Origin of the sequence: Embleya scabrispora DSM 41855 (assembly GCF_000372745.1) — a bacterium.
GTDB classification, from domain to species: domain Bacteria; phylum Actinomycetota; class Actinomycetes; order Streptomycetales; family Streptomycetaceae; genus Embleya; species Embleya scabrispora.
The window spans coordinates 1-21,954 of sequence record NZ_KB889703.1 but is presented as its reverse complement, the minus strand read 5'-3'; the positions used below and the strand labels follow the sequence as shown (position 1 = coordinate 21,954).

20 protein-coding genes and 3 pseudogenes are annotated in these 21,954 nt (G+C 71.1%); 17 read left to right on the top strand and 6 right to left on the bottom strand.

What is annotated here, in order from left to right; translation table 11 throughout:
• Window positions 1–57: 57 nt before the first annotated feature.
• From A3IC_RS0139970 to A3IC_RS0139950, 5 genes are read left to right on the top strand one after another with little or no spacing between them, the layout of a single operon-like run.
• Window positions 58–537 (top strand): VOC family protein, encoded by a 480-nt coding sequence (locus A3IC_RS0139970; protein WP_020555672.1) that lies wholly within the window; start codon window positions 58–60, stop codon window positions 535–537.
• The gene (locus A3IC_RS0139965; protein ID WP_020555671.1) at window positions 534–1,499 is read left to right on the top strand and encodes a hypothetical protein; all 966 of its coding nucleotides are present in this window, start codon (window positions 534–536) and stop codon (window positions 1,497–1,499) included. Before A3IC_RS0139970 ends, A3IC_RS0139965 begins: the two co-directional genes overlap by 4 nt.
• A gap of 5 nt (window positions 1,500–1,504) precedes the next feature.
• Window positions 1,505–2,398 (top strand): LLM class flavin-dependent oxidoreductase, encoded by an 894-nt coding sequence (locus A3IC_RS0139960; RefSeq protein WP_106669149.1) that lies wholly within the window; start codon window positions 1,505–1,507, stop codon window positions 2,396–2,398.
• The gene (locus A3IC_RS0139955; RefSeq protein WP_020555669.1) at window positions 2,395–3,273 is read left to right on the top strand and encodes a PhzF family phenazine biosynthesis protein; all 879 of its coding nucleotides are present in this window, start codon (window positions 2,395–2,397) and stop codon (window positions 3,271–3,273) included. Before A3IC_RS0139960 ends, A3IC_RS0139955 begins: the two co-directional genes overlap by 4 nt.
• Window positions 3,274–3,296: 23 nt before the next feature.
• Window positions 3,297–5,093, top strand: coding sequence for a gamma-glutamyltransferase family protein (locus A3IC_RS0139950; protein ID WP_020555668.1), 1,797 nt, complete (start codon window positions 3,297–3,299; stop codon window positions 5,091–5,093).
• A gap of 59 nt (window positions 5,094–5,152) precedes the next feature.
• Here the strand turns inward: A3IC_RS0139950 and A3IC_RS0139945 are convergent, their stop codons facing one another.
• Entirely contained in the window at window positions 5,153–6,454 is a 1,302-nt protein-coding gene (locus A3IC_RS0139945; RefSeq protein ID WP_158696290.1) for an MFS transporter, read from the bottom strand.
• A gap of 322 nt (window positions 6,455–6,776) precedes the next feature.
• Here A3IC_RS0139945 and A3IC_RS71785 point away from each other — a divergent pair.
• From A3IC_RS71785 to A3IC_RS69840, 3 genes and pseudogenes are all read left to right on the top strand, one after another.
• Window positions 6,777–6,986: pseudogene (locus A3IC_RS71785) on the top strand (DNA phosphorothioation system sulfurtransferase DndC); the annotation flags it as partial.
• Window positions 6,987–7,030: 44 nt separating this feature from the next.
• Window positions 7,031–7,482, top strand: a pseudogene (locus A3IC_RS0139935) (IS5 family transposase); the annotation flags it as partial.
• A gap of 139 nt (window positions 7,483–7,621) precedes the next feature.
• On the top strand, window positions 7,622–8,308 hold the full coding sequence (locus A3IC_RS69840; protein WP_026219282.1) for a hypothetical protein: 687 nt from the start codon (window positions 7,622–7,624) through the stop codon (window positions 8,306–8,308).
• 337 nt (window positions 8,309–8,645) lie between these two features.
• Here the strand turns inward: A3IC_RS69840 and A3IC_RS0139925 are convergent, their stop codons facing one another.
• Entirely contained in the window at window positions 8,646–10,031 is a 1,386-nt protein-coding gene (locus A3IC_RS0139925; RefSeq protein WP_020555663.1) for an MFS transporter, read from the bottom strand.
• Between the two features lie 125 nt (window positions 10,032–10,156).
• Between A3IC_RS0139925 and A3IC_RS0139920 the strand changes: the two genes are divergently transcribed.
• The 6 genes from A3IC_RS0139920 to A3IC_RS0139895 all read left to right on the top strand — a co-directional run bounded on the left by A3IC_RS0139920 (window position 10,157) and on the right by A3IC_RS0139895 (window position 15,738).
• On the top strand, window positions 10,157–11,044 hold the full coding sequence (locus A3IC_RS0139920) for a helix-turn-helix transcriptional regulator (RefSeq protein WP_020555662.1): 888 nt from the start codon (window positions 10,157–10,159) through the stop codon (window positions 11,042–11,044).
• A 1,222-nt stretch (window positions 11,045–12,266) separates the two neighbouring features.
• Window positions 12,267–12,635 (top strand): hypothetical protein, encoded by a 369-nt coding sequence (locus A3IC_RS0139915; RefSeq protein ID WP_020555661.1) that lies wholly within the window; start codon window positions 12,267–12,269, stop codon window positions 12,633–12,635.
• 241 nt (window positions 12,636–12,876) lie between these two features.
• Window positions 12,877–13,404 (top strand): serine hydrolase, encoded by a 528-nt coding sequence (locus A3IC_RS59310; protein WP_020555660.1) that lies wholly within the window; start codon window positions 12,877–12,879, stop codon window positions 13,402–13,404.
• Window positions 13,405–13,425: 21 nt separating this feature from the next.
• The gene (locus A3IC_RS59305; RefSeq protein ID WP_020555659.1) at window positions 13,426–14,439 is read left to right on the top strand and encodes a UDP-N-acetylmuramate dehydrogenase; all 1,014 of its coding nucleotides are present in this window, start codon (window positions 13,426–13,428) and stop codon (window positions 14,437–14,439) included.
• A gap of 51 nt (window positions 14,440–14,490) precedes the next feature.
• Entirely contained in the window at window positions 14,491–15,192 is a 702-nt protein-coding gene (locus A3IC_RS73815) for a DUF6225 family protein (protein WP_425387385.1), read from the top strand.
• A gap of 9 nt (window positions 15,193–15,201) precedes the next feature.
• Window positions 15,202–15,738 carry a DUF2716 domain-containing protein gene (locus A3IC_RS0139895; protein WP_020555657.1) on the top strand — a complete coding sequence of 179 codons (537 nt, stop codon included), beginning with the start codon at window positions 15,202–15,204 and terminating at the stop codon, window positions 15,736–15,738.
• 424 nt (window positions 15,739–16,162) lie between these two features.
• On the opposite strand, the gene A3IC_RS0139890 is transcribed toward A3IC_RS0139895, so the two are convergent.
• Window positions 16,163–16,597, bottom strand: a complete 435-nt coding sequence (locus A3IC_RS0139890; protein WP_020555656.1) for a hypothetical protein — start codon at window positions 16,595–16,597, stop codon at window positions 16,163–16,165.
• Between the two features lie 350 nt (window positions 16,598–16,947).
• Here A3IC_RS0139890 and A3IC_RS70360 point away from each other — a divergent pair, with 350 nt between their 5' ends.
• The 3 genes and pseudogenes from A3IC_RS70360 to A3IC_RS71780 all read left to right on the top strand — a co-directional run bounded on the left by A3IC_RS70360 (window position 16,948) and on the right by A3IC_RS71780 (window position 19,598).
• On the top strand, window positions 16,948–17,991 hold the full coding sequence (locus A3IC_RS70360; RefSeq protein ID WP_052174029.1) for a hypothetical protein: 1,044 nt from the start codon (window positions 16,948–16,950) through the stop codon (window positions 17,989–17,991).
• Between the two features lie 219 nt (window positions 17,992–18,210).
• Window positions 18,211–18,351, top strand: a pseudogene (locus A3IC_RS73810) (IS256 family transposase); the annotation flags it as partial.
• 149 nt (window positions 18,352–18,500) lie between these two features.
• Window positions 18,501–19,598, top strand: coding sequence for a hypothetical protein (locus A3IC_RS71780; RefSeq protein ID WP_052174028.1), 1,098 nt, complete (start codon window positions 18,501–18,503; stop codon window positions 19,596–19,598).
• A 1,134-nt stretch (window positions 19,599–20,732) separates the two neighbouring features.
• On the opposite strand, the gene A3IC_RS71775 is transcribed toward A3IC_RS71780, so the two are convergent.
• From A3IC_RS71775 to A3IC_RS0139860, 3 genes are all read right to left on the bottom strand, one after another.
• Window positions 20,733–20,960 (bottom strand): DEAD/DEAH box helicase family protein, encoded by a 228-nt coding sequence (locus A3IC_RS71775; protein ID WP_020555654.1) that lies wholly within the window; start codon window positions 20,958–20,960, stop codon window positions 20,733–20,735.
• A 250-nt stretch (window positions 20,961–21,210) separates the two neighbouring features.
• Window positions 21,211–21,582 carry a hypothetical protein gene (locus tag A3IC_RS0139865; RefSeq protein ID WP_020553411.1) on the bottom strand — a complete coding sequence of 124 codons (372 nt, stop codon included), beginning with the start codon at window positions 21,580–21,582 and terminating at the stop codon, window positions 21,211–21,213.
• Window positions 21,566–21,784 carry a hypothetical protein gene (locus A3IC_RS0139860; RefSeq protein WP_020553410.1) on the bottom strand — a complete coding sequence of 73 codons (219 nt, stop codon included), beginning with the start codon at window positions 21,782–21,784 and terminating at the stop codon, window positions 21,566–21,568. Before A3IC_RS0139860 ends, A3IC_RS0139865 begins: the two co-directional genes overlap by 17 nt.
• Window positions 21,785–21,954 lie beyond the last annotated feature (170 nt).

Below are 21,954 nucleotides of genomic sequence, written 5' to 3'. Positions count from 1 at the left end.
CACGCAGGATGTCGGAACCGGGCCGACGCAGGCCGCCGGCCACCGGAGAGGATTCGTATGCCCGATCTCGAATCGGTGCCCGTTCTGCACCACATCGCGGTGCAGACGGACAACCTCGACAACTCGATTTCATGGTACGAGGACTTCTTCGGCGGCCGGCTGACCTGGGCGACGGACATATTCTCGGACCTGACCGTATCCCGCCTGCCCGGCGTCGTGCGGATGGCCGAACTGGCCGTCGGGGCCGCGCACTTCCATCTCTTCGAACGCGGCACTCCCGCCGAGCGCCGGGCCGCGCCGGACGCACCTCGTTTCCAACACGTGTGCCTGAGCGTCGAAACGCCCGCCGAACTGCGTACCTGGCGCAGCCGTTGGTTGGAACTCTCCGGTTCGCACCGCTACGCGTTCGTCGACCCGGAGCAACCCACCGAGATCGTGACCGACGCGCAGGGCACCCAAAGTTTCTACTGTCTCGACGTGAACGGCCTGGAATTCGAGTTCACCTGCATCGGGGGAGCAGTGGGGGAAAACGCATGAGGCGCCCGTCGGCCGTCGCCGCACTCTCCCTGCCCGGCACCAACGGCTGGGACTTCGGCGACTACCCCTACGGCCTGGAACCGCTGACGATGCCGGCGCCGAACAGCGCCGCGCCCGACGGCGGCAGTCGCGACGAAGCCGACCTCGACGACGCGTGCCTGGGCTTTCTGGCCCGGGCCAAGGAGGGCTTCGGGATCACCCCGCCCGTCGACGACAGCCGCCTGGGGCAACTGTTCTGGTTTCGCTGGATCATCGGCCATCACGTCTCCTTCGTGATCTGGCGCCTGCTGGCGGACGAACTGTCGCGACTGTCCTCGAACCCGAAGGACCGCGAGGCCGCCTCGGTCGCCGTGACGGAATACGTGCGGGCGTACTGCGGGATGCTGCTGTACACGGGCTCGTGCAACAGCGCCATCTACAACGCGGACATCCGACCGAGCATGCATCGGCTGCACAGCACCTTCAGCGGTACCTGGGCGCCGGACTACCCGCCGGTACGAAGCCTGTTCCGAGGCCGGAAACTGCCGCCCGTGGTCGACTCCGAGCGGGAACGGCTGCTCCGACAGGTCGAGTTGAGCCACCGCATCCACCTGGGGGTCGCGGCCAAGCTGGTAGAAGGCGGCAGGTCGCTGCTCCAGCAGTCGGTCGCGCAACGCGACGCCAACCAGCCCCGCATGTGGGAGGGGATCTTCGACTGCTACTTCCTGACCCTGCGGGCGCCGACCACGCGGCAGGAGATCCTGGCGCAATTGCTGCGGCGCAACAAGGCCATCGTGATGGACCTCGCCACGAACGGCCTGTACCCGGGGTCGCCGGAGAGCCGGGACGAGACATTGGCGGAGATGCGACACCCCGACATCGTGGAGTGCGAGGAGGATCTGACCCCCTCGCTCTTTCGCGTCGCCGGTCTGGCCGCCGGCTTCTCCGCGGCCCGGGTGGCCAAGGAGATGACCGCCTCGTGAGCACCATGCGGCACGGGGTGATCCTGCTGCCCGAGCAGCGCTGGTCGCACGCGCGGCGACTGTGGACGCACGCCGAGGAACTCGGCTTCGACCACGCGTGGACCTACGACCACCTGATGTGGCGATGGTTGCGCGAAAAGCCCTGGTTCGGCGCCGTCCCCACGCTGGCGGCCGCGGCCGAGGCCACCTCCCGGATCGGACTCGGGACGATGGTCGCCGGCGCGTCCTACCGGCACCCGGTGACCTTCGCCAAGGAATTGATGACCCTCGACGACATCTCGGACGGCCGGCTGATCTGCGGACTCGGCGCCGGCGCCGGAGGCCACGACGACCGGGTGCTGGGCCACACACCCCCGTCCCCGGCCGAACGCCACGACCGTTTCGCGGAGTTCGTCGAAATGACCGACCTGCTGCTGCGCCGACGGGTGACCGACCACCGGGGTGCCTGGTTCGAAGCCCACGGCGCCTTCATGGTGCCGGGCTGCGTCCAGCGCCCGCGCCTGCCCCTGGCCATCGCCGCGACCGGCCCCCGAGGCATCCGGCTGGCGGCTCGCCACGCCGACATCTGGGTGACGGCCGGCGACCCCGGCTGGGGTGAACCGAGCGGCTACGCACCGGCGATCGCGAACCTTCGCGCACAGGCGCAAGCCCTCGACGCGGCGTGCGCGGACATCGGCCGCGACCCCTCGACGGTGCGCCGCCTGGTCGTCACCGGCGCGATGATCACCGGCGTGATCGATTCGGTGGACGCCTACGAGGACGCCTGCGGGCTGTTCGCGGACATCGGCTTCACCGACCTGGTCGTCCATTGGCCCCGAGCCGACTTCCCCTACCAGGGCAGCCCCGAGGTCGTGGAGCGGATCGCCGGCAAGCTCTTCACGTCGACGGACACACGATGATCGGCTACGAGCTCGTCAACATGTTCACCGACCGTCCCTTCACGGGCAGCGCCCTGGCCGTGGTCCCCGACGCGACGGGACTCTCGTCCGCCGTGATGCAGTGCGTCGCGGCGGAACTCGGCGCCGCGGAAACCGCCTTCGTCCTCCCCGCGACCTCGCCCCACGCGTCGTACCGGGTACGCGTCTTCGGTCCGGACGCCGAATCACCGCACGGCGCGCATTCCGGCGTGGGGACCGCCGCCACGCTGGCTCGGTTGGGCCGCGTTCCCACCGGCCACGTGGTGCAGGAATGTGGCACCGGACGCCAGGTGCTCGCGGCGCGGGCCGACCGCGCCACGCTGCACGCGACCGGGCCGGTGCGCGGCGAACCGCTGGATCGGCAACCACTGCTCGACGCGGTGGGGCTGACCGAGGCCGACCTCGCCGATGCGGACGGCGACGGCGGGCCGCGACTGGCGGGCTTCGGCGGGGGCTTCGCGGTGCTCCCGGTCCGCGCCGGCGCGATCGCTCGGGCCCGACCCGACTACGCGCACATGCGCGACGTCGCGCTGCCGGCTCTGTGCCTGTTCACCTGGGACCCGGCCGATCGCCTCGCCCGGGCCCGGCTGTTCGCCCCCGGCTTCGGCATCCCCGAGGACCCCGCCTGCGGACCGGTGGCCATGGCCCTGGGCGGGTGGCTGATCGTCGCCGGCCGACTGCCCGCGACGAACGGCGAGCACGGATACACGGTCCGCCAGGGAGCCGAGGCGGGCCGCCCCGCACTGCTCGAGTGCACGGTGACGGTCGAGAACGGCCTCGTGGTGCGAGGCAGCGTGACCGGCCGGGTGACACCGGTCGCCTCCGGACACCTCGCGTACCCCGTCGAATCCCCTTGACCGACCCCTCGGAAGGACGTCTCGTGCTGCATCGTCCGGAACTGCACGGCACCGCGTGCGCGGTCTCCTCCACGCACTGGCTCGCTTCGGCGGCGGGCGTGGCGATGTTCGACCGCGGCGGGAACGCGTTCGACGCCGCCACCGCCGCGGCCCTGGTCATCCAGGTGGTGGAGCCGCATCTCAACGGCCCCGGCGGAGACGTCCCGATCATGGTCTACGACGCGGCGACCGGGTCCACCCAGATCGTCTGCGGACAGGGTCCGATGCCGCGGCAGGCGACGCCCGAGGCGTTTCGCCGGCGCGGGCTGGCGGTGATACCCGGCTCCGGACTGCTGGCGGCCACCGTGCCCGGGGCCTTCGGCGCCTGGATGCGCCTGCTGCGCGACTTCGGCCGGCTGACGGTACAGGACGTGCTGGAGCCCGCGATCGGCTACGCCGAGGACGGATATCCGCTGCTGCCCAAGACCGCCGCGATGATCGAGGTGATGGCGCCGCTCTTCCGCGACGAGTGGACCGAGTCCGGCCGTACCTATCTGCACCACGGCGCGGCTCCCGCGCCCGGCGCCCGGATGCGCAATCCGGCGCTGGCCCGGACGTATCGCCGCATCCTCGCCGAGGCCACGGCGGGCGGACGAACGCGCGAGGCACAGGCGGACGCCGCGATCTCGGCCTTCTACGAGGGATTCGTCGCCGAGGCCGTCGACCGGTTCATGGCGACCGAGGAGCCGATCGACTCCACCGGCCGGCACAACGGCGGCTTGCTCACCGGTGACGACCTGGCCGGCTGGCGGGTACCCGTCGAGGCCACCGTGGCCCTCGACTACCGCGGTCACAGCGTGCACAAGGCGGGTCCCTGGTCCCAAGGCCCGGTCTTCCTCCAGCAACTGGCCCTGCTGGAGGGCTTCGACATCAACGCGATGGGCTTCGGGAGCGCGGACCACGTGCACACGGTGATCGAGTCCGCCAAGTTGGCCTTCGCGGACCGGGAGGCGTGGTACGGCGACCCGGAGCACGCCGACGTGCCGCTGGCCGGCCTCCTCGACCCCGTCTACGCGGCGGCCCGCCGGACCCTGATCGGATCCGAGGCGTCCGATGTCCTGCGCCCCGGCTCCCCAGACGGTCGGAAACCGTGGATTCCCCCGGTACTGGACGTGTCCGCCTCCTCCGGCGACCCGGACTGGCTGCGGCAGTTGGCCGACGGCATCCCGACCGTCCTGCAGCGGACGGCGGCGAAGGGCGACACGTGCTGCGTGAGTGCGACCGATCGCGACGGCAACATGGTGGTCGCCACCCCCAGTGGCGGGTGGCTCAAGAGCTCCCCGGTGGTCCCCGGTCTCGGATTTCCGCTGGGCACCCGAGGCCAGATGGCCTGGTTGGACGAGGGGCACAACAACTCCGTCGCTCCCGGCAAACGGCCCCGTACGACGCTCAGTCCGACCTTGGCGCTCCGGGACGGCGCGCCCTACCTGGCCTTCGGTACGCCCGGCGGCGACCAACAGGACCAGTGGACCCTGAACTTCTTCGTCAACCACGTCGACTTCGGCATGAGCCCCCAGCAGGCGGTGGAAGCGGCGACCTTCCACACCGATCACGTACCGAGCTCGTTCACGCCCCGTCGGGCGCGGCCACTGGCCGCGGTCGTGGAGCAGGACGGGTTCGATCCGGCCGTCCTGACCGAGCTTCGCCGGCGCGGCCACGAGGTGCAGACGGTCGCGCCGATGACCCTGGGCAAGGTGTGTGCCACGGGCCCGGACTCGCACGGCGGCGTGCTGGCGGCGGCGAGTCCGCGTGGGCAACAGGCGTACGCGGTCGTTCGGTGACCGTGGACGGGACGGGCGCCGTGGGAGTCGCGCCCGGCCTTGCGGAAAGCGGTGCCCGGTCACCGGGGGAGCGTCGGATCGTCGACCGGATCCGGATCCGGATCGGCTGCGCCGTCGAGTCCGGCGGGTCGGCTTCGAACCGCCTCGAGACTCGCCAACCTGGGGACCACGACGAGGGACGCGAGCAGGACGACACCGCCGAGAATGGCGGGGGTGCGCACGGAGAACGCGGAACCGAGCCAGCCGCTGAGCCCGGCGCCGACCAAGATCCCCAGACGGCTCAGCAACAGGTAGCAGCTGTTGACCCGACCGAGAAGCCGACGCGGTACGACCCGTTGCCTGAGGGAGACCACCTGCACGTTCCAGGTCACCACACCGAAACTGGCCACGGCATACAAGACGGCCGCCAAGGCCACGGAGGAGCCGACCCCCAGACCCAGCAGTGAGGCTCCCATCAGGAAGAAGGACAGACCGATTCTGGCCGTCAGGCCGAGGCGGTTGCGCAGCCGGCCCGAGGTGACGCCGGCCAACGCTCCGCCGACGGCACCCGAGGCCAACACCATGCCGTACGCCACGGGCGACGCCCCCAGGGTCTTCGTCAACAGCAGCACCAGCATGGTGACCGCCAGATAGAAGGCCATCGACGCCACTGCGGCCACGATGGCCAGCAGCCGGATCCCGCGGTGCGTCCAGGTCCAGCGAACGCCCTCGCGGATGTCCGCCGCCACCGGGCGACGAGGTGACGGCGTGCTCGCGCTCGACCGACCCAACGCGGCCACCAGCGCGGCGGCCAGGACGAAGGAGACGCCGTCCACGGCGAACGGGTACCCCGCGCCGACGACGAACAGGGCGGAGCCCAGCAGCGGGCCGACGAAGTGTCCGCCGACGATGAGACCGCCCTCCAGACGACCGTTGGCGGCCTCGAGTTGCTCGGGCCGCACCACATCCGGCAGGGCGGACGTGGACGCGTTGACGAAGACCGTCTCGCCGCATCCGAGCACGAAGGCCAGCAGGGCCGGCACCACCAACGGCGGGCTCGCGACCAGCACCCACGCGGCGAAGCCCAGGACCACCACGGCGCGCACCAGGTCGACCTGCCACATCAGGCGCCGCCGGTCGAACCGGTCGGCCAGGACACCCCCCACCAAGGACATCACCAGCCAGGGCAGCGTTCCGGCCACCGTCACCAACGCCACGGCGCTCGGTGACGACGACACCGTGGCGGCCAACAAGGGCAGGGCCGCGTCCCGCATGCCGTCACCCACGGCGGAGACCGACGAGGCCGACCACAGCAGCGTGAACTTCCTGCCCAGCCTCGACGCCGGAAGCCCCTGCGATGCCGCCGATTTCGCCGTAGTCACCGCCCCAGTCTGGCAGCCGGCCGGCCCCGACGAACGGGAGACGAGAGGGATGGCGCCCGGCAGGCACCAACACGTCGACGGCGCATTCGACCCGTCCGCCCGATTCGTGGTGAGCACCCGGATCCGGGTGAGGACGTTGCCCGCGTCGGTAGCCGTCGAGCAGTCCGCGGGTACCGAACTCCGCGGCGACCCGCTCCGGCCCGGCCGACGATCACGACCCGCAACGGCCACCAGCCTCACCCGGACCCAAGCGCCGGCGCCGATGCGTGATCGGCACCGGTGCGAGTAGCCGCACTCTCCAGGTGGCTCAGGGCCTCTGTGACGTGTCCGGGACCGCCTCAGCCCGCATGGTGCGCCGGCGAACTCGCTCGTTTACACCCCCATCGAGGACCTGACGAACGACGAAGTGTGGATCCCTTTGATGCAGTTGCATGCGAACCCGTGGGGAGGGGACAACAAGGACCTGTTGTCGATGTACCAGGGCGCTTCTCCCGACAACGAGTGCCCCCTGGTCGTCGACACGACCACCCCTAGGGCCTGTTTCAGAAGTTGATCTTGATCTGTCATGATCATCGTGTGGGACGGGGAGATCTGACGGATGGTCAATGGGCGCGCCTGGAACCGCTGTTGCCGGTCGGCGTCAAGTCCGGAAGGCCACCGATACGGACGAAACGGCAGCTGATCGACGGGATCCGGTGGCGGACGCGGGCCGGGGTTCCGTGGCGTGACGTTCCGGAGCGGTACGGGCCGTGGCAGACGGTCTACGGCCTGTTCCGTCGATGGCAACGCGACGGCACCTGGAAACGCGTCCTGGAGCGACTCCAGGCCGAGGCCGACGCACAGGGACCGATCACCTGGGACGTCAACGTCGACTCCACGATCTGCCGCGCGCACCAACACGCCGCCGGGGCCCGCAAAAAGGGGCACTCCAGAGGGAGCCGCCCGGCGGTGTCGCCGTCGAGCCCGACGACCACGCACTCGGGCGCTCGCGCGGCGGGCTGACGACGAAGATTTATCTGGCTTGCGAACAGGGCCGGAAGCCACTCTGGCGAGGGGCCTTCGGACGCCGGATGAACAGGAGAGCGGATTCCCTGTCGCTTCCTCTGCTCCTACCCGGCATGATCTCCCCGGCGGACACGCCGAGTTCATCCATCGAGGAGTCACATCATGAACCGCGCGCGACGCATCGGCCGTATCGGCGCCGATGCCGTGACCGGACGCATCGTCGCCGTTGTCGTCGCGACAAGCGCGGTCCTGATGACGGCCGCGTGCACGCAGACCCAGGACCGCCACCCCCGCGCGGAAGCGGCACAGGAGACCGGGACGAAACCGCCGACACCGGGCCCCGACGCGGTCGACCCCCCACCGTCCGGGGCGACGACTCCCGGTTCCCCGACGGCCGGCACGGGCGCTCCCGCGCAAGCCGAGCCGCCGCCCGCAGCGCCCGCCGTCGAGGACGCCCCGACGGCGGCCGGCGGGACCCGCGCCCCTGCCGGACCGGCAATCCCGCGCATGCCCGCCCAACCCTCCATCGCCGAGACCAACGCCGCCCTGGAGAAGGCCCGCATACTGCGCGCACGCGGCCTCGACCCACGATCCGACCGCGTGGTCAAGGCCGCCGACCACGGCTGCTTCGCCCACGAGTCACAACCGAGTTGCTCGGAATACCTGGCGGCCCGCGAACTCGGCCGGGCGTACGCCGCGGCGACCACCCGGCACGACCCGGCCGACACCCGACCGCGACCGCCCACCCGGCCCGTCCTGCCGCGCGGATGCGTCATCGCCGCCGCCGTCCCCAACGCCCAAGCCCCCAAGGGCTTTCTACTCGCCTGCGCCGACTACACCCCCGAGTGAGATACTGCGACCCGACCCGACACCACCGGCGCCGGGCGAATGGTGATCGCCCGACCGCGCCCACGATCGACACCTCCCACACCTGCGCTTCGCCCGGACGCAAGGTGCCCCAGGCATGACGATGAGGGCGCCGGGGTGGGTCTGTTCGAGCCGCGCGGATGGGGTGGTGCGTACGGCGGCGGTGACGTGGATTCGATCCTACGGTCCGCCGGTGGGGTGGCCGAGGGCGCCGGCGCAGGTTCACCGGGTTCAGCCGAGCAGGTGCTGAGTACTCTGCTGGACAAGCGGGCGGTTGACGATTACCGGGCCCGCGCCAGACATCCCCGTCACCGTCCTGTCAGCTACGGCTGCGCGGCAGCATGCAGGCTGCGGCCGTGGTGGCTATCAGCATCACAGCCGCGACGCACAAGGCTACCCGCAGGCCCACCATGAACTCACCCCGGTCCGCGACCAAGGCTCCGAAGACGGCCACGGCGAGCGCGCCGCCCGTCTGCCGGAAGGAGTTCAGGATCCCGGCGGCCATTCCGGCCCGATCTGCGGCGATGTCGTTCAGCAGGATGGCGGTCAGGGAAGGTACGAGGAAACCCAGGCCGAGGCCGACCGGGATGAGCATCGCCGCGATCACCGGTCTGCTGGTGCCCTCGTCGATCCAGAGCAGGCCGATCATCGCCAGCGCGAAGATCGCTTGTCCCATGGCGATCGGCATCCGCGGCCCAAAGCGTGCCGCAGCCCTGGCCGAGGCCAGGTTGGCTCCGGCGATCACGGCCATCATCGGTAGGAACATGAGCCCCGCGGCCATGCCGGACAGGTTCAGAACGTCCTGAAAGAACAGGCTCAGCACGAACACCAGCCCGTAGAACGCGGCATTGACGACGAAGCCGATCGCGACCGAAACCGTCACCGTGCGCGAACGGAAGAGGTCGAGCGGGACCAACGGCGCGGCGGTACGTGCCTCGATCATGATGAACGCGGCCGTCGCCACCGCGGCGAGCCCCAGGCAGCCCAGCACCACGGGCTCGCCGAAGCTGTTCTCCCCTCCGTCGATCACCGCGAAGGTGAGCGCCGCGAGCGCGACGATCGCCGTGAGCTGACCGTACGGATCGAGCGGCGTGGCACGGCGCGGCGAGCGCTCCACGCGGGTCAACACCGCGAGGGTGGCGATGCCGACGGGCAGGTGGACGACGAAGATCGCCCGCCAGCCCAGAGTGCTGGACAGCACCCCGCCGGCCACCGGGCCGGCGGCAACCGCGACGGCTCCGCCAACGGTCCACAGCGCGATGGCCCGTGCCCGTTCGGCCGCGTTTGGGAAGGCCTGCCGGACGAGGGCCAGCGAGGAGGGCAGCATGATCGCCGCCGCGCTCCCCTGGATCAGGCGGGCGGCGATCAGCTCGCCCAGCCCCGGCGCCAGTCCGCAGGCCGCCGAGGCGATCGTGAAGACCGCGACGCCGGCGCCGTACGCGCGGCTCGCCCCTATGCGGTCGGAGAGCGTGCCCGAGGAAAGCAGGAGTGCGGCGAACATCAGCGTGTAGGCGTCCACGATCCATTGCAGCCCCGCCGTGCTGCCGCCGAAGGTCCGCGCGATCGCGGGCAGCGCCACGTTCATCGCCATGGTGTTGAGGTTGAGCAGAAAGATGCCCATGAACGTGGTCGCCAGGATCAGCTTCGGTGCGGCCGTGCGTTGCCGGGCATCCTGTACGGCGCGGACTGGTTCGAGAGTGGTCATCCGTCCAGACTGGTGAGGCTCGCGAGGGCGAGGCAGACCGTGATCTCCCGGGGTGCGCCATAGGTGGGTGCAACAGGGTCAGGCTCCGGGCTGGACCCCTGATCACACGCCGGCAGAATGACGACATGACCGAATTCGGGAAGTTCCTGCGGGCTCGCCGTGGCGACGTACGCCCGGCAGACGTCGGACTGCCCGCCGGAACCGGCACGCGCCGTACGCCGGGTCTGCGCCGGGAAGAGCTGGCGGCGCTGGCCGGTGTGAGCATCGACTACTACATACGTCTGGAACGCGGCAAGGAGACCCATCCGAGCCCCTCCGTGGTCGAGGCGCTGGCCAACGCGCTCCGCCTCGACCAGGAGGAGAGCGGCTTCCTGCACGAGCTGGCGGCGCGCGCGGCGCGGCGTGCATCCGAGCCCCGTCCCCTGCCGTCACGGCGGGTCCGTCCGACCCTCACGCAGCTTCTGGAGACGCTCCGGCCCAACCCGGCGTACGTCGTGAGCCGCACCAACGACCTGCTGGCGGCCAACCCCGGCGGGCTGCGGCTGCTCCACGGCATCACCGACTGGCCGGAGCGGCAGCGCAACACCGTCCGGTACACCTTCCTGCACCCGGCTGCCCGCGAGCTGTGGACGGACTGGGAACAGAAGGCCAAGGGGTGCGTCGCCCAGTTGCGGGCGATCGCCGGCACCGATCCGGATGCCCCGGATCTCGCCGCACTCGTAGGTGAGCTAATCGTCAAGAGCCCCGACTTCAACCGGCTCTGGGAGCGGTACGAAGTGCACACGATCGGCGACGGCGAGAAGACGCTCCGACACCCGGAGGTCGGCACGATGACGCTCTCACACGAAGGGCTGTCCCTCAACCGAGCACAAGGCCAGCGCCTCGTCATCTACATGGCGCCGCCCGGCAGCCCGGACCACGACAAGATGACGCTCCTCGACCTCGCCTCCGGCCCGTCCGTCGGATCCGGCGAGACGGCGCCCGTCTCACCCTCTCGGAGACGGAACAGCTAGCCAACCGCCTTCGGGCCGCGGTCCGCCGCCCTGGGTCTACCTCGGCCGTCGGACCGCCAAGCTCGATTTCCAGGACGGGAGTCACGGGTCGTACACCCGGACCGTCTCCGGTACGGCCGAGTTCGCCGGTGCCGACTGCGTCGGGGGTTTCCCGACTCGGGCGCGACGCGTCCCGGCTCTCTCCGGGACGAAGGGAAACGGGGGATTCACGAGACGATCGACACCCCGAGCCGGTAACCCTCTCGGCCGGCTCCGCCGTCTCGGGGCGGGCCGCGGTTTCCACCCCTCGTACTTCGTCCCGGCCCCGGGCCGGCGTGGCGGTGACGGCCGGGGTTCCGGAGCGGGAGACGAAGCCGGCGATCCGCGGGACCGCGGCGGTCGCGAAGTCGGTGCAAGGTCTCCGCGTCGGCTTCGGTAGCTGCTCGAGGTGAACGGTTTCGACGCCGCGGCCTGTGACCGGCACCAGGCCCGTCACCGACCTCGGGGCCGGCCGGCGGGCGGGGCTCCACTCCGGCGTTCCGCACCGGGCGGTCGCGGTGGGCACGCACCGGTCGACGGCGGCGACCACACCGCGCTCCAGGGGGAGAACGCCTCGGTCTCCTTCACCGGGCTTCGGCGCTCGCCGACAGCCTCACCGCATCTCGGACCTCTTCACATCCCATACGCCAACGAGTCGGCGGCCGACCTTTCGTTGCCTCGCGCCCCGAGGACGAACCCGAGGTCACCAGCCGGATCAACCGGCCCTGGGCGACCGGGCCTTCCGAAACACCGCTCCGGGACAACTACTTGCGAACCCAGCCGATCAAGCAGCAGGACGCGGGGAACGAAGACCGTGACCGCCGGCGGCAGTTGGTCGCCGTGTGACACGCCAGTGGTCGGGGCGACCTCGCTCCCGACCAAGGCCGCCCCGCCGCCGGCACCGTGAATCACAGTCGGCGGTGTCGACCACAGGTGCGGGGACGGATCGTGGCGGGTGAGGGCGGCCTCGGGAACGGTGAGCCTGCGTCGTGCCGACCGGAGCGTGATCGATGGCGCTGATCACGAGCCTCAACGGGACGACCGTGACTCGCCGGAGCGAGACGAGGTGCCGAGCACCATCCCATCCAACCCGGCCGATTCCTACTCCATCCCATCTGCGTCGGCGAATTCTCCCTGGCCGTCCCGGTCCGCGCCGAGGCATGGTTCACGCAACCATGTTCGAAAGCAAGGAGCCGACGTCCGGATGGATACTTCCGAGCCTCTCACCGACGAAGACCTCACCGAGATCGAGGAACTCGCCGCGGCCACGACCCCCGGTCCATGGCACGTGCGACAACTCGACGACGACGAAGCCATGAGCTTCGTCGCCGTCAGCACTGTCCCGGACACCGGGCTCGGTGAGCGTTGGCCGGACTTCGACCATGAACAAATCGTGGCCGCGACCCTCGTCCAGGACCCACGCTACGTCGACGTCGCCGACAAACGCTGGGACGAGAACGCCCAGTTCATCGCCAACGCCCGCCACGACATCCCCCGCCTCGTTGCGGAGATCCGGCGCCTTCGCCGGCTGCTCGAAGTCCGAAATCAAGAGAACCGTCCCGGCATGCCGTGATCACAACGAGTCAGAGCCGTCATCGTTGAGACCGCAACCCTCCGGCACGGGGCGGAACAGGGTGAAGAATGCCTGGTCGGAGTGAGACGAGACGCAACGAAAAACGAGAACCTACACGTGAACCTGATGCGCAGCGGAGCGACTCTCCGAAACGGTTGCGGGATACAACTCGACCGGGATGCTCACCAACCCGAATGAGACGGACCCCTTCCATGTCGCCCGCATACACACTCCTTGCCAAATGACACAAAATGACCGCTTTTCGAGCGTATGGGATCGGTGCGGTGGTGGCCAGGAACGCTTCGTCATCGACCGAGGCCGGCGAGGCGAGTCGGACACGCACTCGCACGTCGCACCCACGGAACAGCGCCTCACCGGGGCACCCCGGATCTGGGGCGGCGTCCACGACGACAACGCCGCCCTCCTCGGCGGCACCGCCGGCCACGCCGGCACCTTCACCACCGCGAACGACCTCGCCGGCTACGCCGAACACCTCCTCGACCCCGAACACCCGCTCCACACCTGGCTCACCACCTCCCGCGCGCCCCAGGCCCCGATCGAACCGGGCCTCGACCGGGGACTCGCGTGGCTGGTCGCGGACGACGGCAACGTCGTCTACCACCACGGCTGGACCGGCACGAGCCTCTTCCTCGCCCCCACCACCGGCCGCTACATCGCCATCTGCACCAACGCCGTCTACCACGGCCCACCCGGCCCCCGCCTCGCCTCACTGCGCACCCTCGCCCGCAAGACCATCACCGCCACCTGACCCCCACCTCGGAGGCTCACCATGGGTGACCTTCTCGCCGATCACACCACCCTGCGCCTCGGCGGCCCCGCCGACCGACTCCACACCCACACCGACCCACTTACCTGGCCCGACCTCGTCGCGCGACTGCCATGCCGTCCGTGGGTGTTGGGCACCGGCAGCAACGTCCTGGCGCCCGACGCCGGACACCGCGGCGTCGTGGTGATCATGGCCACCCGCGGCATCACCACCACCCACGGCCCACACGGCACCGTCGAGGTGACCGCCCGCGCCGGTGAACCCCTCGCCAACCTCGTCGCGCACACCGTCGCCCACGGCCTCTCCGGAATCGAGTACCTGACCGGCATCCCCGGCACCGCAGGCGCCGCACCCGTACAGAACGCCGGCGCCTACGGACAGGAGATCGCCGACACCCTCACCACCCTCACCACCCACGACCACCACACCGGCCGCACCGTGCGCCTGACCCGCGAACAATGCCGATTCGGCTACCGCACCAGCCGTTTCAAGACCGAACCCCGCCGCTTCACCATCCTCGACGTCACCCTGCGCCTGACGCCACGCGCCCACGCCGCACCGATCACCTACCGGCACCTGGCGCAATCCCTCGACGTCCCCCTCGGGGCGACCCCACCATTGGCCGAAGCCGCCGCCGGCGTAGCGGCCGACCGCAGGGCGCGTGGACTCCTGCTGCCCACCCACGGCCCCGACGCCCGCCAGGTCGGCTCCGTCTTCCTCAACCCGCCCGTCACCGCCCACCAAGCCACAGCCCTACGCGCTGCGGGAGGACCCGTCCACCGCACCCCGGACGGAACCCAACGCGCAAGCGCGGGCTGGCTGATCCAACAACTCGGACACCAACCCGACTCGCCCCTGGGCCCCGGCATCTGGTGCTCGACCCTCCGGGCATTGACCATCGTCGCCCGAGAGAACGCCACAGCGACCGCATTCGCCGACACACTGGTCGGCCTGGTGACCGACGTTGAGACCACCTTCGGCATCCGCTTGCACCCCGAACCGACCACGCCACACTGACACCCGACACACGACAGCCTCCGACCGGGAGCCTGCTCCGGCGTCCCCCCGATGGCCGTGGAGGGACCGGCCTCCGGTGATCGCACGTCGAGCCCGGTGACGACGGACCCGACCGTCACGCCCCCGGAAGCCGTCGCACTCGAACGAGAGGCGGGCCCGACGACCGCGTACGAGCGTGTCCATCACGTCGCGGACGCGTGGACGGTGGGCCGGCTCCGCGAGGCTTTGGCGGGCCTGCCCGACGACGCGCCGCTCACGGTCGCCGTCCCCGAGGGATCGCCCGGGACCGGGGAGTACGCGGCGGTCGCCGATACCGACTGGGTGATCTCCCACGCCGGGCACGGCACGACGACGTGGCCGGACGAGCGCGGCCCGGTGTCGGACACGCACGTCACGATCACGTCGGAGCGCCCGACCGGCGTGTACGAGCGGCCGATCCGGGAGGACCGGGATTCCCAATGGAGAAGATGTCAAGCAGCGAGCGTGACAGGCGGTATGGGTCGTAGTACCGCCCGTCATGCAGGAGGGAGCCCACAGGACGAGAGCGCTGCCGGCACGACGCACCGGCGGCGCCGGCGACCGCCGAACCCGAACCCGTCGGTCCCCGGGGCGACTTCCTCGTGGTCGACGACGGCGCGACCGTGTACGCCCGCCACGCCGCGCGCCCGACGACCGTCCTCACGACCTCGGTTGCGAGGGCGGGTGACCGGTCGAGGCGCCGGCACCACCGGCGGACGGGCCACGCGACGATAGGTTCGCCCGGTGACCGTCGAACGCCTGCGCCACCTGTCCCGTCCCGAATACACCGATGTCTGGGACCGTTTCGACGCCCGGTTCGCGTTCAGGGCCGGTGTGTGCGAGTTTCCGGGGATCACGGAGCCTTCGCCGTCGATCACGTGGAGCCTGGACGCGTTGCGCGACGACCCCGGCGACCGCAACCTCGACCGCCTGGTCGACGTCGTCCAGGACGGGCTCGCCGCCTGCTGCGCGCCGGGGGAGTCGCTGTGGATCCTGGACTGGCAACACACGTGCTACCGGCTGCGCCCCGATATCCCGGAGACCGACATGTTCCTGCCGCGCGTGCTCGAGGGGCGCTCGCGCGAGGGCTGGCCGTTCGGCCCTTACCCGGACGGGGACTACCACGTCTTCCTCGCGGAGGACCTGCGATTCGGCACCTTCGGGCACCCCTGGGAACACACCCTTTGCGTATTCGGCGCGGAACTCCTGGACGCGATCGAACAGGACATGCAACGCCTACTGGGACGACCCCAGCGCCGGGACGGGGCACCCGCCGACTGACCCGCCCCGCGGCGGCGATCACGTTCTCCGGGTGGTTCCGGCCGCCTCCGGCGAGATCCCGGACGTGGTCGACCTCGCGTATCGGCTCGCCGGCCGGCGTGACCTCGCGGAAGTCGCCGCTCGCGCACACCGGGCTTTTATACCGGCCGCCGGAGCGCGCGACGACCGGGCTCCGTACCTCGCGGGAGCGTCGCCGCCGGAGAATGGCGGCCTTGCGTGGCGGGAGAGGAGCGCACGCAATCCGCGAGAGCGTCGAGCCGTTCGTCGAAGAGCCTCCGCGCGTCGGGGGAGCGTCGCGGGCGCCGGCGGCGTCGATCAGCCGCCACGGACGCGGCCGCGACCCGAGGACCGGCCGTCCGCCCCGCCCCCTCCCGCGTCCGCAACCCGCGTGCGGGCCCACGGGATCCGCCTCGTTCCCGCGGGTTCAGCGGGTGTCGATTCGGTCGTCGATGCCCGGTGCGGGGAGGAGGTGATCGAGCGATCGGGCGTCGTCGTGGGTCCCGCTGGGGGGAGTCGAGTTGGTGATCCCGATGTGGACCGGCCCGCGGGTGGTACGTGTCTCCAGCGCGGTCCACTGGTCGAGTTCGTGTTCGGCGTACGCGTGGACCAGGACGGCGAGTCGGATCTCGTGATCGGGGGTGAATCGGTTCTCCCGCGCGCCGAGCGGCGGCAGCAGACGGTCGATCGAGTGGAAGTAGCCGTCGGTGGTGCCCGGGGGGAACGTACGGAACATCTCGAGGTACACGTCCCCGTACTTCGTCCGCACCCGCAGCAGGGCCGACTCGTCCAGGACGTGCTCGGCGTACTCGTGCAACAACAGGGCGAGTTGCCGTCGGTCGGTGTCGTCGAACCCGGTCATCGCCCCAGCGTATCGGTGCCCCCCGGGAGCCTCACCCGGGCGGGTTCCGGTTCCCGGCCGGCGCGACGCACGGTCGGCGTGCCTCACGGATCGGAGGATTTCACCGGGAAGGGCAGGTCCGGTCGCCTCCGCCGGTCGCGGGTGTACACCGCCGACGCGGGACGACCGGTCCGGGTCGGCCCGGCGCGAGGACGGCTGCGGGGCGGCGGTCGGTCCTGTCGAGCGGGCTCGGGCGACTGTGCCGTGGTGGTGTCCTGCCCCCGGTGTGCGGATCGCGTTTCCGTGAGGTGGTGTCGGTGTCCGGTGGTACGCAAGAGTGCTTCGGCCGGTGACATCCGTGGGAGGCGATCGTGACGTCCGAGGAACTCGTGTTCGATTACCGGCGGGCGTGTGTGGACGGGTTCGAGGTGTACGAGGGGACCGCGCTGGACGTGCGGGTCGTGGTCGCTGGCCTGCCGAGGGCGGTTCGGGACGGGTTCCTCCTCGGGGAGGTGCCCTGGGGTCGGTTCTCCCACGCGTACGGCTCGGGCGAGGACGTGCCCGGCCACCTGGAGCTGATGCGTTCCGCGGACGCGACCGGGGCGATGCGCGCGTGCTCGGTGTTGTGGGGTTCGGTGTGTCATCAGGGCACGACGGGTTCGGTGGCGCCGCTCGCGGTGCCGTTCCTGTTGCGGATCGCCGCGAACCGTCTCGGGCACGAACGGGCGAACGCGCTGGGCCTGGTCGCCGCGGTGGCGTGTCGCAACCACTGGGGCGACGGGTCCCGCGAGCGTCTGTTGCGGGTCGCCGACCCCGACGACGAACTGCACTTCGACGGCGGCGGCTACCTGCAGAACTGGTCGGTGCGGGCCGGGCGCGACGCGATCGCGGCCGACGCGCACATCCCGATCGCCCTCCTGGACGACCCGGATCCGCAGGTGCGGGAGGAGGCGGCATGCGTGTCGGCGGCCTCGTCGGGCCGCGCCGGGGAGTTCTCCGCCGCCCTGCACGAGCGCCTGCGCGTCGAGAAGGTCCCTCGTCTGAGGGCGGGTCTGGTCCTGGCGATCGCGCAGTTGGCGCGGGAGCACCGTCACGAGGACGCGGCCGGTTTCACCCACGCGTGCTGGACGGACCCCGAACGCCCCGCCGAGGTCCGCGTCGCCGCGGCGCTGGGGTGGCTGTGCCTGGTCGACGATCCGCCGCCCGCCGAGCTGCGTGCCGTCCTGGCCGATCTCGTCACGCCCGAACTCGGCCGCCTGATGGCCGAGGTGCCCTGGATAGGGCAGGTCGACCACTACAGCGGCGCCGGACTGACGCGCACCCTCGAGCACATGCTCGGCCCCGTCCGACGCCGCACCGCCTTCCCCGACTCCTGGGGAGAGACCGGGTGGTCCGTCGACGCCCCGCCCTTCTGACAGCTCATCGGCGAGCGGGCTCCACCGCCGACCCCGACGGGACGTCACGCATCGGTGGCGGGCCGGCGAGTCGGGGCGTGGATCCGCTACACCCGACTCGTCGGGTGCCGGCCGCCGCAGTCCGGGCAGCGATAGCAGCGCCCGACCACCCGGTCGGCCCTGGGGTTTCGATATTGCCCGAGGCCCGCGACGGCGGAAGGCGACCTCCGACCAAACAGGACCGCGCTCAAGGTCCTCCACCTCGCGGTTCGTGAGCAGATCGAACCACGCGTACGCGATCCGAACCCGGTCGCGCCACACTGGAAGAACGCCCTCGACACCTTCGCGCCCTTCTTCGAAGACTGCGTCAGCGTTCAGTGACCAACTCAGGGCCTACACAAGCCGGCACGTCCGTGTCGGTGGCGCCGGGTACGCTGCGCGTCCGCCGGCCCGGGGAGGGTCGGGGGGCGTGTGACGGCGCGTCGAGGGTCGCGGTCGCGCCGGGCGGGGGATTCGGGGGTCGGGCGAGGATGGACGACAGTGTCGACGCGAAGGCGCTGTACGAGGCGTGGAGCGAGTCGTTGCGTCAGGCGTGGAGCGCTGCGGAGCGAGTGCATGAGCACTGGTCGGAGCGGTGGGAGGGGACCGATCGGGACGTGCGGGTGGTGGTGGCCCGGATGCCGGTCGAGGTGCGGGACGGCTTCGTCTACGACCAGGTGCCGTGGAACCGGTTCGCCCACACCCACGGCTCGGGCGTGAACGTCCCGGACTATCTGAACAGGACGCGGTCCGCCGACCCGGCGGCGGCACAAGGGGCGCTCGGGGCGTTGTGGAGCTCGATCTGCCATCAGGGCACGCGCTGTTCGGTCGCGCCGCTCGCGGTCCCGTTCCTGCTGCGCATCGCCGCCGACCCCTCCACACACCCTCGCGCGGACGCACTCACCCTGGTCGCGACCGTGGCGCGCCGCAACTGTTGGGAGGACGGCTCCCGCGCCGATCTGCTCAAGGTCGCCGATTCCCTCGAGGACGATCCCTGGCACTTCGACATGGGCGGCTACTTCCAGAACTGGACGGTCGAGGCGGCGCGGGACGCGATCGCCGCGGACGCGCACATCCCGATCGCGCTCCTGGACGACCCGGACCCCGAGATCCGGGAGGCGGCCGCGTATGTCCTGGCGGCGTTGACAAGCCGGGCGGGCGAGATCTCCACCGCGCTGCACGACCGCTTCCTGGCCGAGGACCACGGGCGTGTCCGCGCGAGCCTGCTCCTGGCGATCGCGCAACTGGCCCGGGAACACCGGCACGAGGACGCCGCCGCCTTCACCCACGCCCTTTGGTCCGATCCCGCCCGCCGCGCCGAGGATCGTGTGTGCGCCGCCTTGGGGTGGCTGTGTCTGGTCGACGATCCCGTGCCCGACGCGGTGCGCGCGGTTCTCGACGAGTGCGTCACGGTCGAACTCGGCCGCGCGATGGGCTCGGTGCCGTGGATGCGGCAGGTCGACCACGACGGCGACGGACTGGACCGCACCCTGGCGCGGATGTTCGACCCCGACTCGTGCCGACGCCCGGCGAGCGCCGACGACCCTTGGGCAGAGGCCGAGGGATGCGCCGACGACCCGCCCTTTTGACGGCTCTGCGACGAAGCCCTCCTTGAGGTGCCCCGCCCTGTGGCCTGAAATGCACGTTCTCGGCGTGTTGTGACCGCAGGCGCCAGGGCCGGATGCGCTCGGTGGTCGACGTCCGCGCCTCGGGCGAACGCGCGTTCACGCGGTGGTCGACGGGCGCCTCCCGCGTTCGCTCGCGCGGGCGAGACGCAGGGGACCGGTGTCGGGGGTGGTGCGTCGCAGCAGGTGGTTCTCGGTTTCGAGGACCTGGACCAGGCGGGCGGGCCTGAATCCAGTCCGGACGGAATTCCGACCGGTGTGATGCTGCGTCTGCCCTCCATGACCATCCGAACGCGGACGTTTGTCGGGGCCCGGACGACGCGCCCCGTCCCCGACGTGTCCCGTCGCCTGTCAGCCCCTGGTTGGCTGCGACGCGAAGGACGGCGGCTTGCAGGGCGGCCAGGCGTGCGGCCCGGTACTCCTCGACCTCCTCCAGGCCGCGCCGGCCCGGCCCCCGGTTGAGATCGACACCGCCGGCCGTGGCCAAACCCTGGACGGTGGGGTAGGCCACGTCGACCACGACGATCCGCGGTCTCGCGAGCAGGCCAAGACGCACCCCTGCCGCGAGTTCCAGCCGATGGACGGTGGGGCCGAAGATCCGTTCGTCCTCCATCGACGCCACCGCGTGAGGCGGCAGCGACGAATGGACCGGGCGTCCACCGCGCACACGAGGCGGCCGGGCGTCACCCTCGTCCTCGTCTCCCTGGCCGTCCCCGCCGTCGGTGGGCTCCTCGATCCCACCCGCCGGGCCCGCCGCCCCCGGGTCCTCCCACGCCGCGTCGCCGGCGAGGACCGACGGCCGCTCGGCCTCGCCTTCGCCGGTGCCCTCGCCGTACGTGCTGTTGCCGGGCGGTTCCCACACGCGCGGGGTCGCGGTCAGGTACAGCCGCCCCCCGGCCGGGAGCCGCTCGTCGTCGTGGACGGCCCCCACTCCTTCCCCAGCCAACCGCTCGTTCGGTGTGCCTCGTCGATGCAGACCAGCCGCCACGGTGCCAATCGCAGCCCGTACACACCCGCGTGGGCGTCCAGGATCGTCCCCAGCGACTGATACGTGGCGTACACGATCAGCGGCCCGTCCCGGTTGGCCCACAGGGCGAGTTACGGCGCGCTCATGGTCGCCTGTACCCCGGCGTCGCCCAGTGCCCGGTCACCGGCCAGGGAGCAGACCGCGAGCTGGTTGCCGCCGACGCGTCCGGCCCTGTGCCAGGCCCGGACGGTCTGGACGAGGAGGTCGAGGGTGGGCACCAGGACCAGGACGCGCTCGTGGGCGGCGAGGGTGGCCGCCGCTCCGGCGGCGACCCAGGTCTTGCCGGTGCCGCAGGCCATCACCGCGGGTGGCCCGGCGTCCGCTGTACGGGGCGCTTGCGACCGCTTGAGGGTCGGGGTTCTCCAGTTCGCGGACGATCGCCTCGAGGGCGTCGCGTTGGTGAGGCCGCAGCGCCGGAGCTGTGTGGCGCGCTCGCCGGGGGATCGACGTGGGTGGGGGATTCCGCATCTTTCGTCTCCCAGAGCGAGGGGATTCGCGAGTATCGGGTGGGTCCGGGCCTCCCCGTCCGCCGACCGGGGGTCGGGGTGGTCAGGCGGGCCAGGAGCGCAGGAGGGCGGTGACGGAGTGGGCGCTGCAGTCTTCGCGGCGCAGCTCGTCGACGAGCCGGGTGATCTCCTCGGGCCCGGGTTTGACCGACCTGCCGGATGCCTGGAGGTAGGCGACGGCGACCGCGACGGCGACCGTCATGTTCGAGCGCTCGAGCCAGTTCAGGCGGCCCAGGGTGTGCGCGAGGGCGGCGGCGCGCGCGTGGACGCCGTCGTAGACGTCACGATCGAACAGGACGGCCTTGTGGCGCTCGACCGCGGCCAGGGGCACCCCGAAGTCGTCGGGGGAAGGATCCTGTTCGCCTGCGAGGCGCGCGATCTCCAGGATCCAGGTCAGGTCAACCGCGAGGTGCACGCGCGCGCTCCTCGATGAGATCGCCGTACTCCGTGATCACATCGCGCGCGGACGCCACGAACGCCGCCCGCAGCGGATCGGTGTCGCTGCGCACGAGGTGTTCGATGTATTGCTGCAGGGTCATGTGCCTGGTCTCGGCGGCCTGGCGGGCGGCGTCGGCCGCGTCCTCGTCCAGGCGCACGTTGAGTTGTGTTTTCGCCATAAGTCGATGCTAGCAAATGCTAGCAGGCGTGTCGTGGGCACCGACGGTCACCCGCGTGGCGAGCCTGCGGACGGTGGTGTGTCGCCGGCGTCGTAACGTGCCCGCCACCTCGTTGGTTGAAAGCGCGGTGGACTGTCGCTGCGTGAGGTGTCGGCCGCCGGCTCCGAGGC

Bases quoted from the DNA above. Each gene is read 5' to 3' on its own strand.
- A3IC_RS0139970 (WP_020555672.1), top strand. From the start codon at position 58: ATGCCCGATCTCGAATCGGTGCCCGTTCTGCACCACATCGCGGTGCAG.
- A3IC_RS0139965 (WP_020555671.1), top strand. From the start codon at position 534: ATGAGGCGCCCGTCGGCCGTCGCCGCACTCTCCCTGCCCGGCACCAAC.
- A3IC_RS0139960 (WP_106669149.1), top strand. From the start codon at position 1,505: ATGCGGCACGGGGTGATCCTGCTGCCCGAGCAGCGCTGGTCGCACGCG.
- A3IC_RS0139955 (WP_020555669.1), top strand. From the start codon at position 2,395: ATGATCGGCTACGAGCTCGTCAACATGTTCACCGACCGTCCCTTCACG.
- A3IC_RS69840 (WP_026219282.1), top strand. From the start codon at position 7,622: ATGAACCGCGCGCGACGCATCGGCCGTATCGGCGCCGATGCCGTGACC.
- A3IC_RS0139925 (WP_020555663.1), bottom strand. From the start codon at position 10,031: ATGACCACTCTCGAACCAGTCCGCGCCGTACAGGATGCCCGGCAACGC.
- A3IC_RS0139920 (WP_020555662.1), top strand. From the start codon at position 10,157: ATGACCGAATTCGGGAAGTTCCTGCGGGCTCGCCGTGGCGACGTACGC.
- A3IC_RS0139915 (WP_020555661.1), top strand. From the start codon at position 12,267: ATGGATACTTCCGAGCCTCTCACCGACGAAGACCTCACCGAGATCGAG.
- A3IC_RS59310 (WP_020555660.1), top strand. From the start codon at position 12,877: ATGACACAAAATGACCGCTTTTCGAGCGTATGGGATCGGTGCGGTGGT.
- A3IC_RS59305 (WP_020555659.1), top strand. From the start codon at position 13,426: ATGGGTGACCTTCTCGCCGATCACACCACCCTGCGCCTCGGCGGCCCC.
- A3IC_RS73815 (WP_425387385.1), top strand. From the start codon at position 14,491: ATGGCCGTGGAGGGACCGGCCTCCGGTGATCGCACGTCGAGCCCGGTG.
- A3IC_RS0139890 (WP_020555656.1), bottom strand. From the start codon at position 16,597: ATGACCGGGTTCGACGACACCGACCGACGGCAACTCGCCCTGTTGTTG.
- A3IC_RS71780 (WP_052174028.1), top strand. From the start codon at position 18,501: ATGGACGACAGTGTCGACGCGAAGGCGCTGTACGAGGCGTGGAGCGAG.
- A3IC_RS71775 (WP_020555654.1), bottom strand. From the start codon at position 20,960: ATGGCCTGCGGCACCGGCAAGACCTGGGTCGCCGCCGGAGCGGCGGCC.
- A3IC_RS0139860 (WP_020553410.1), bottom strand. From the start codon at position 21,784: ATGGCGAAAACACAACTCAACGTGCGCCTGGACGAGGACGCGGCCGAC.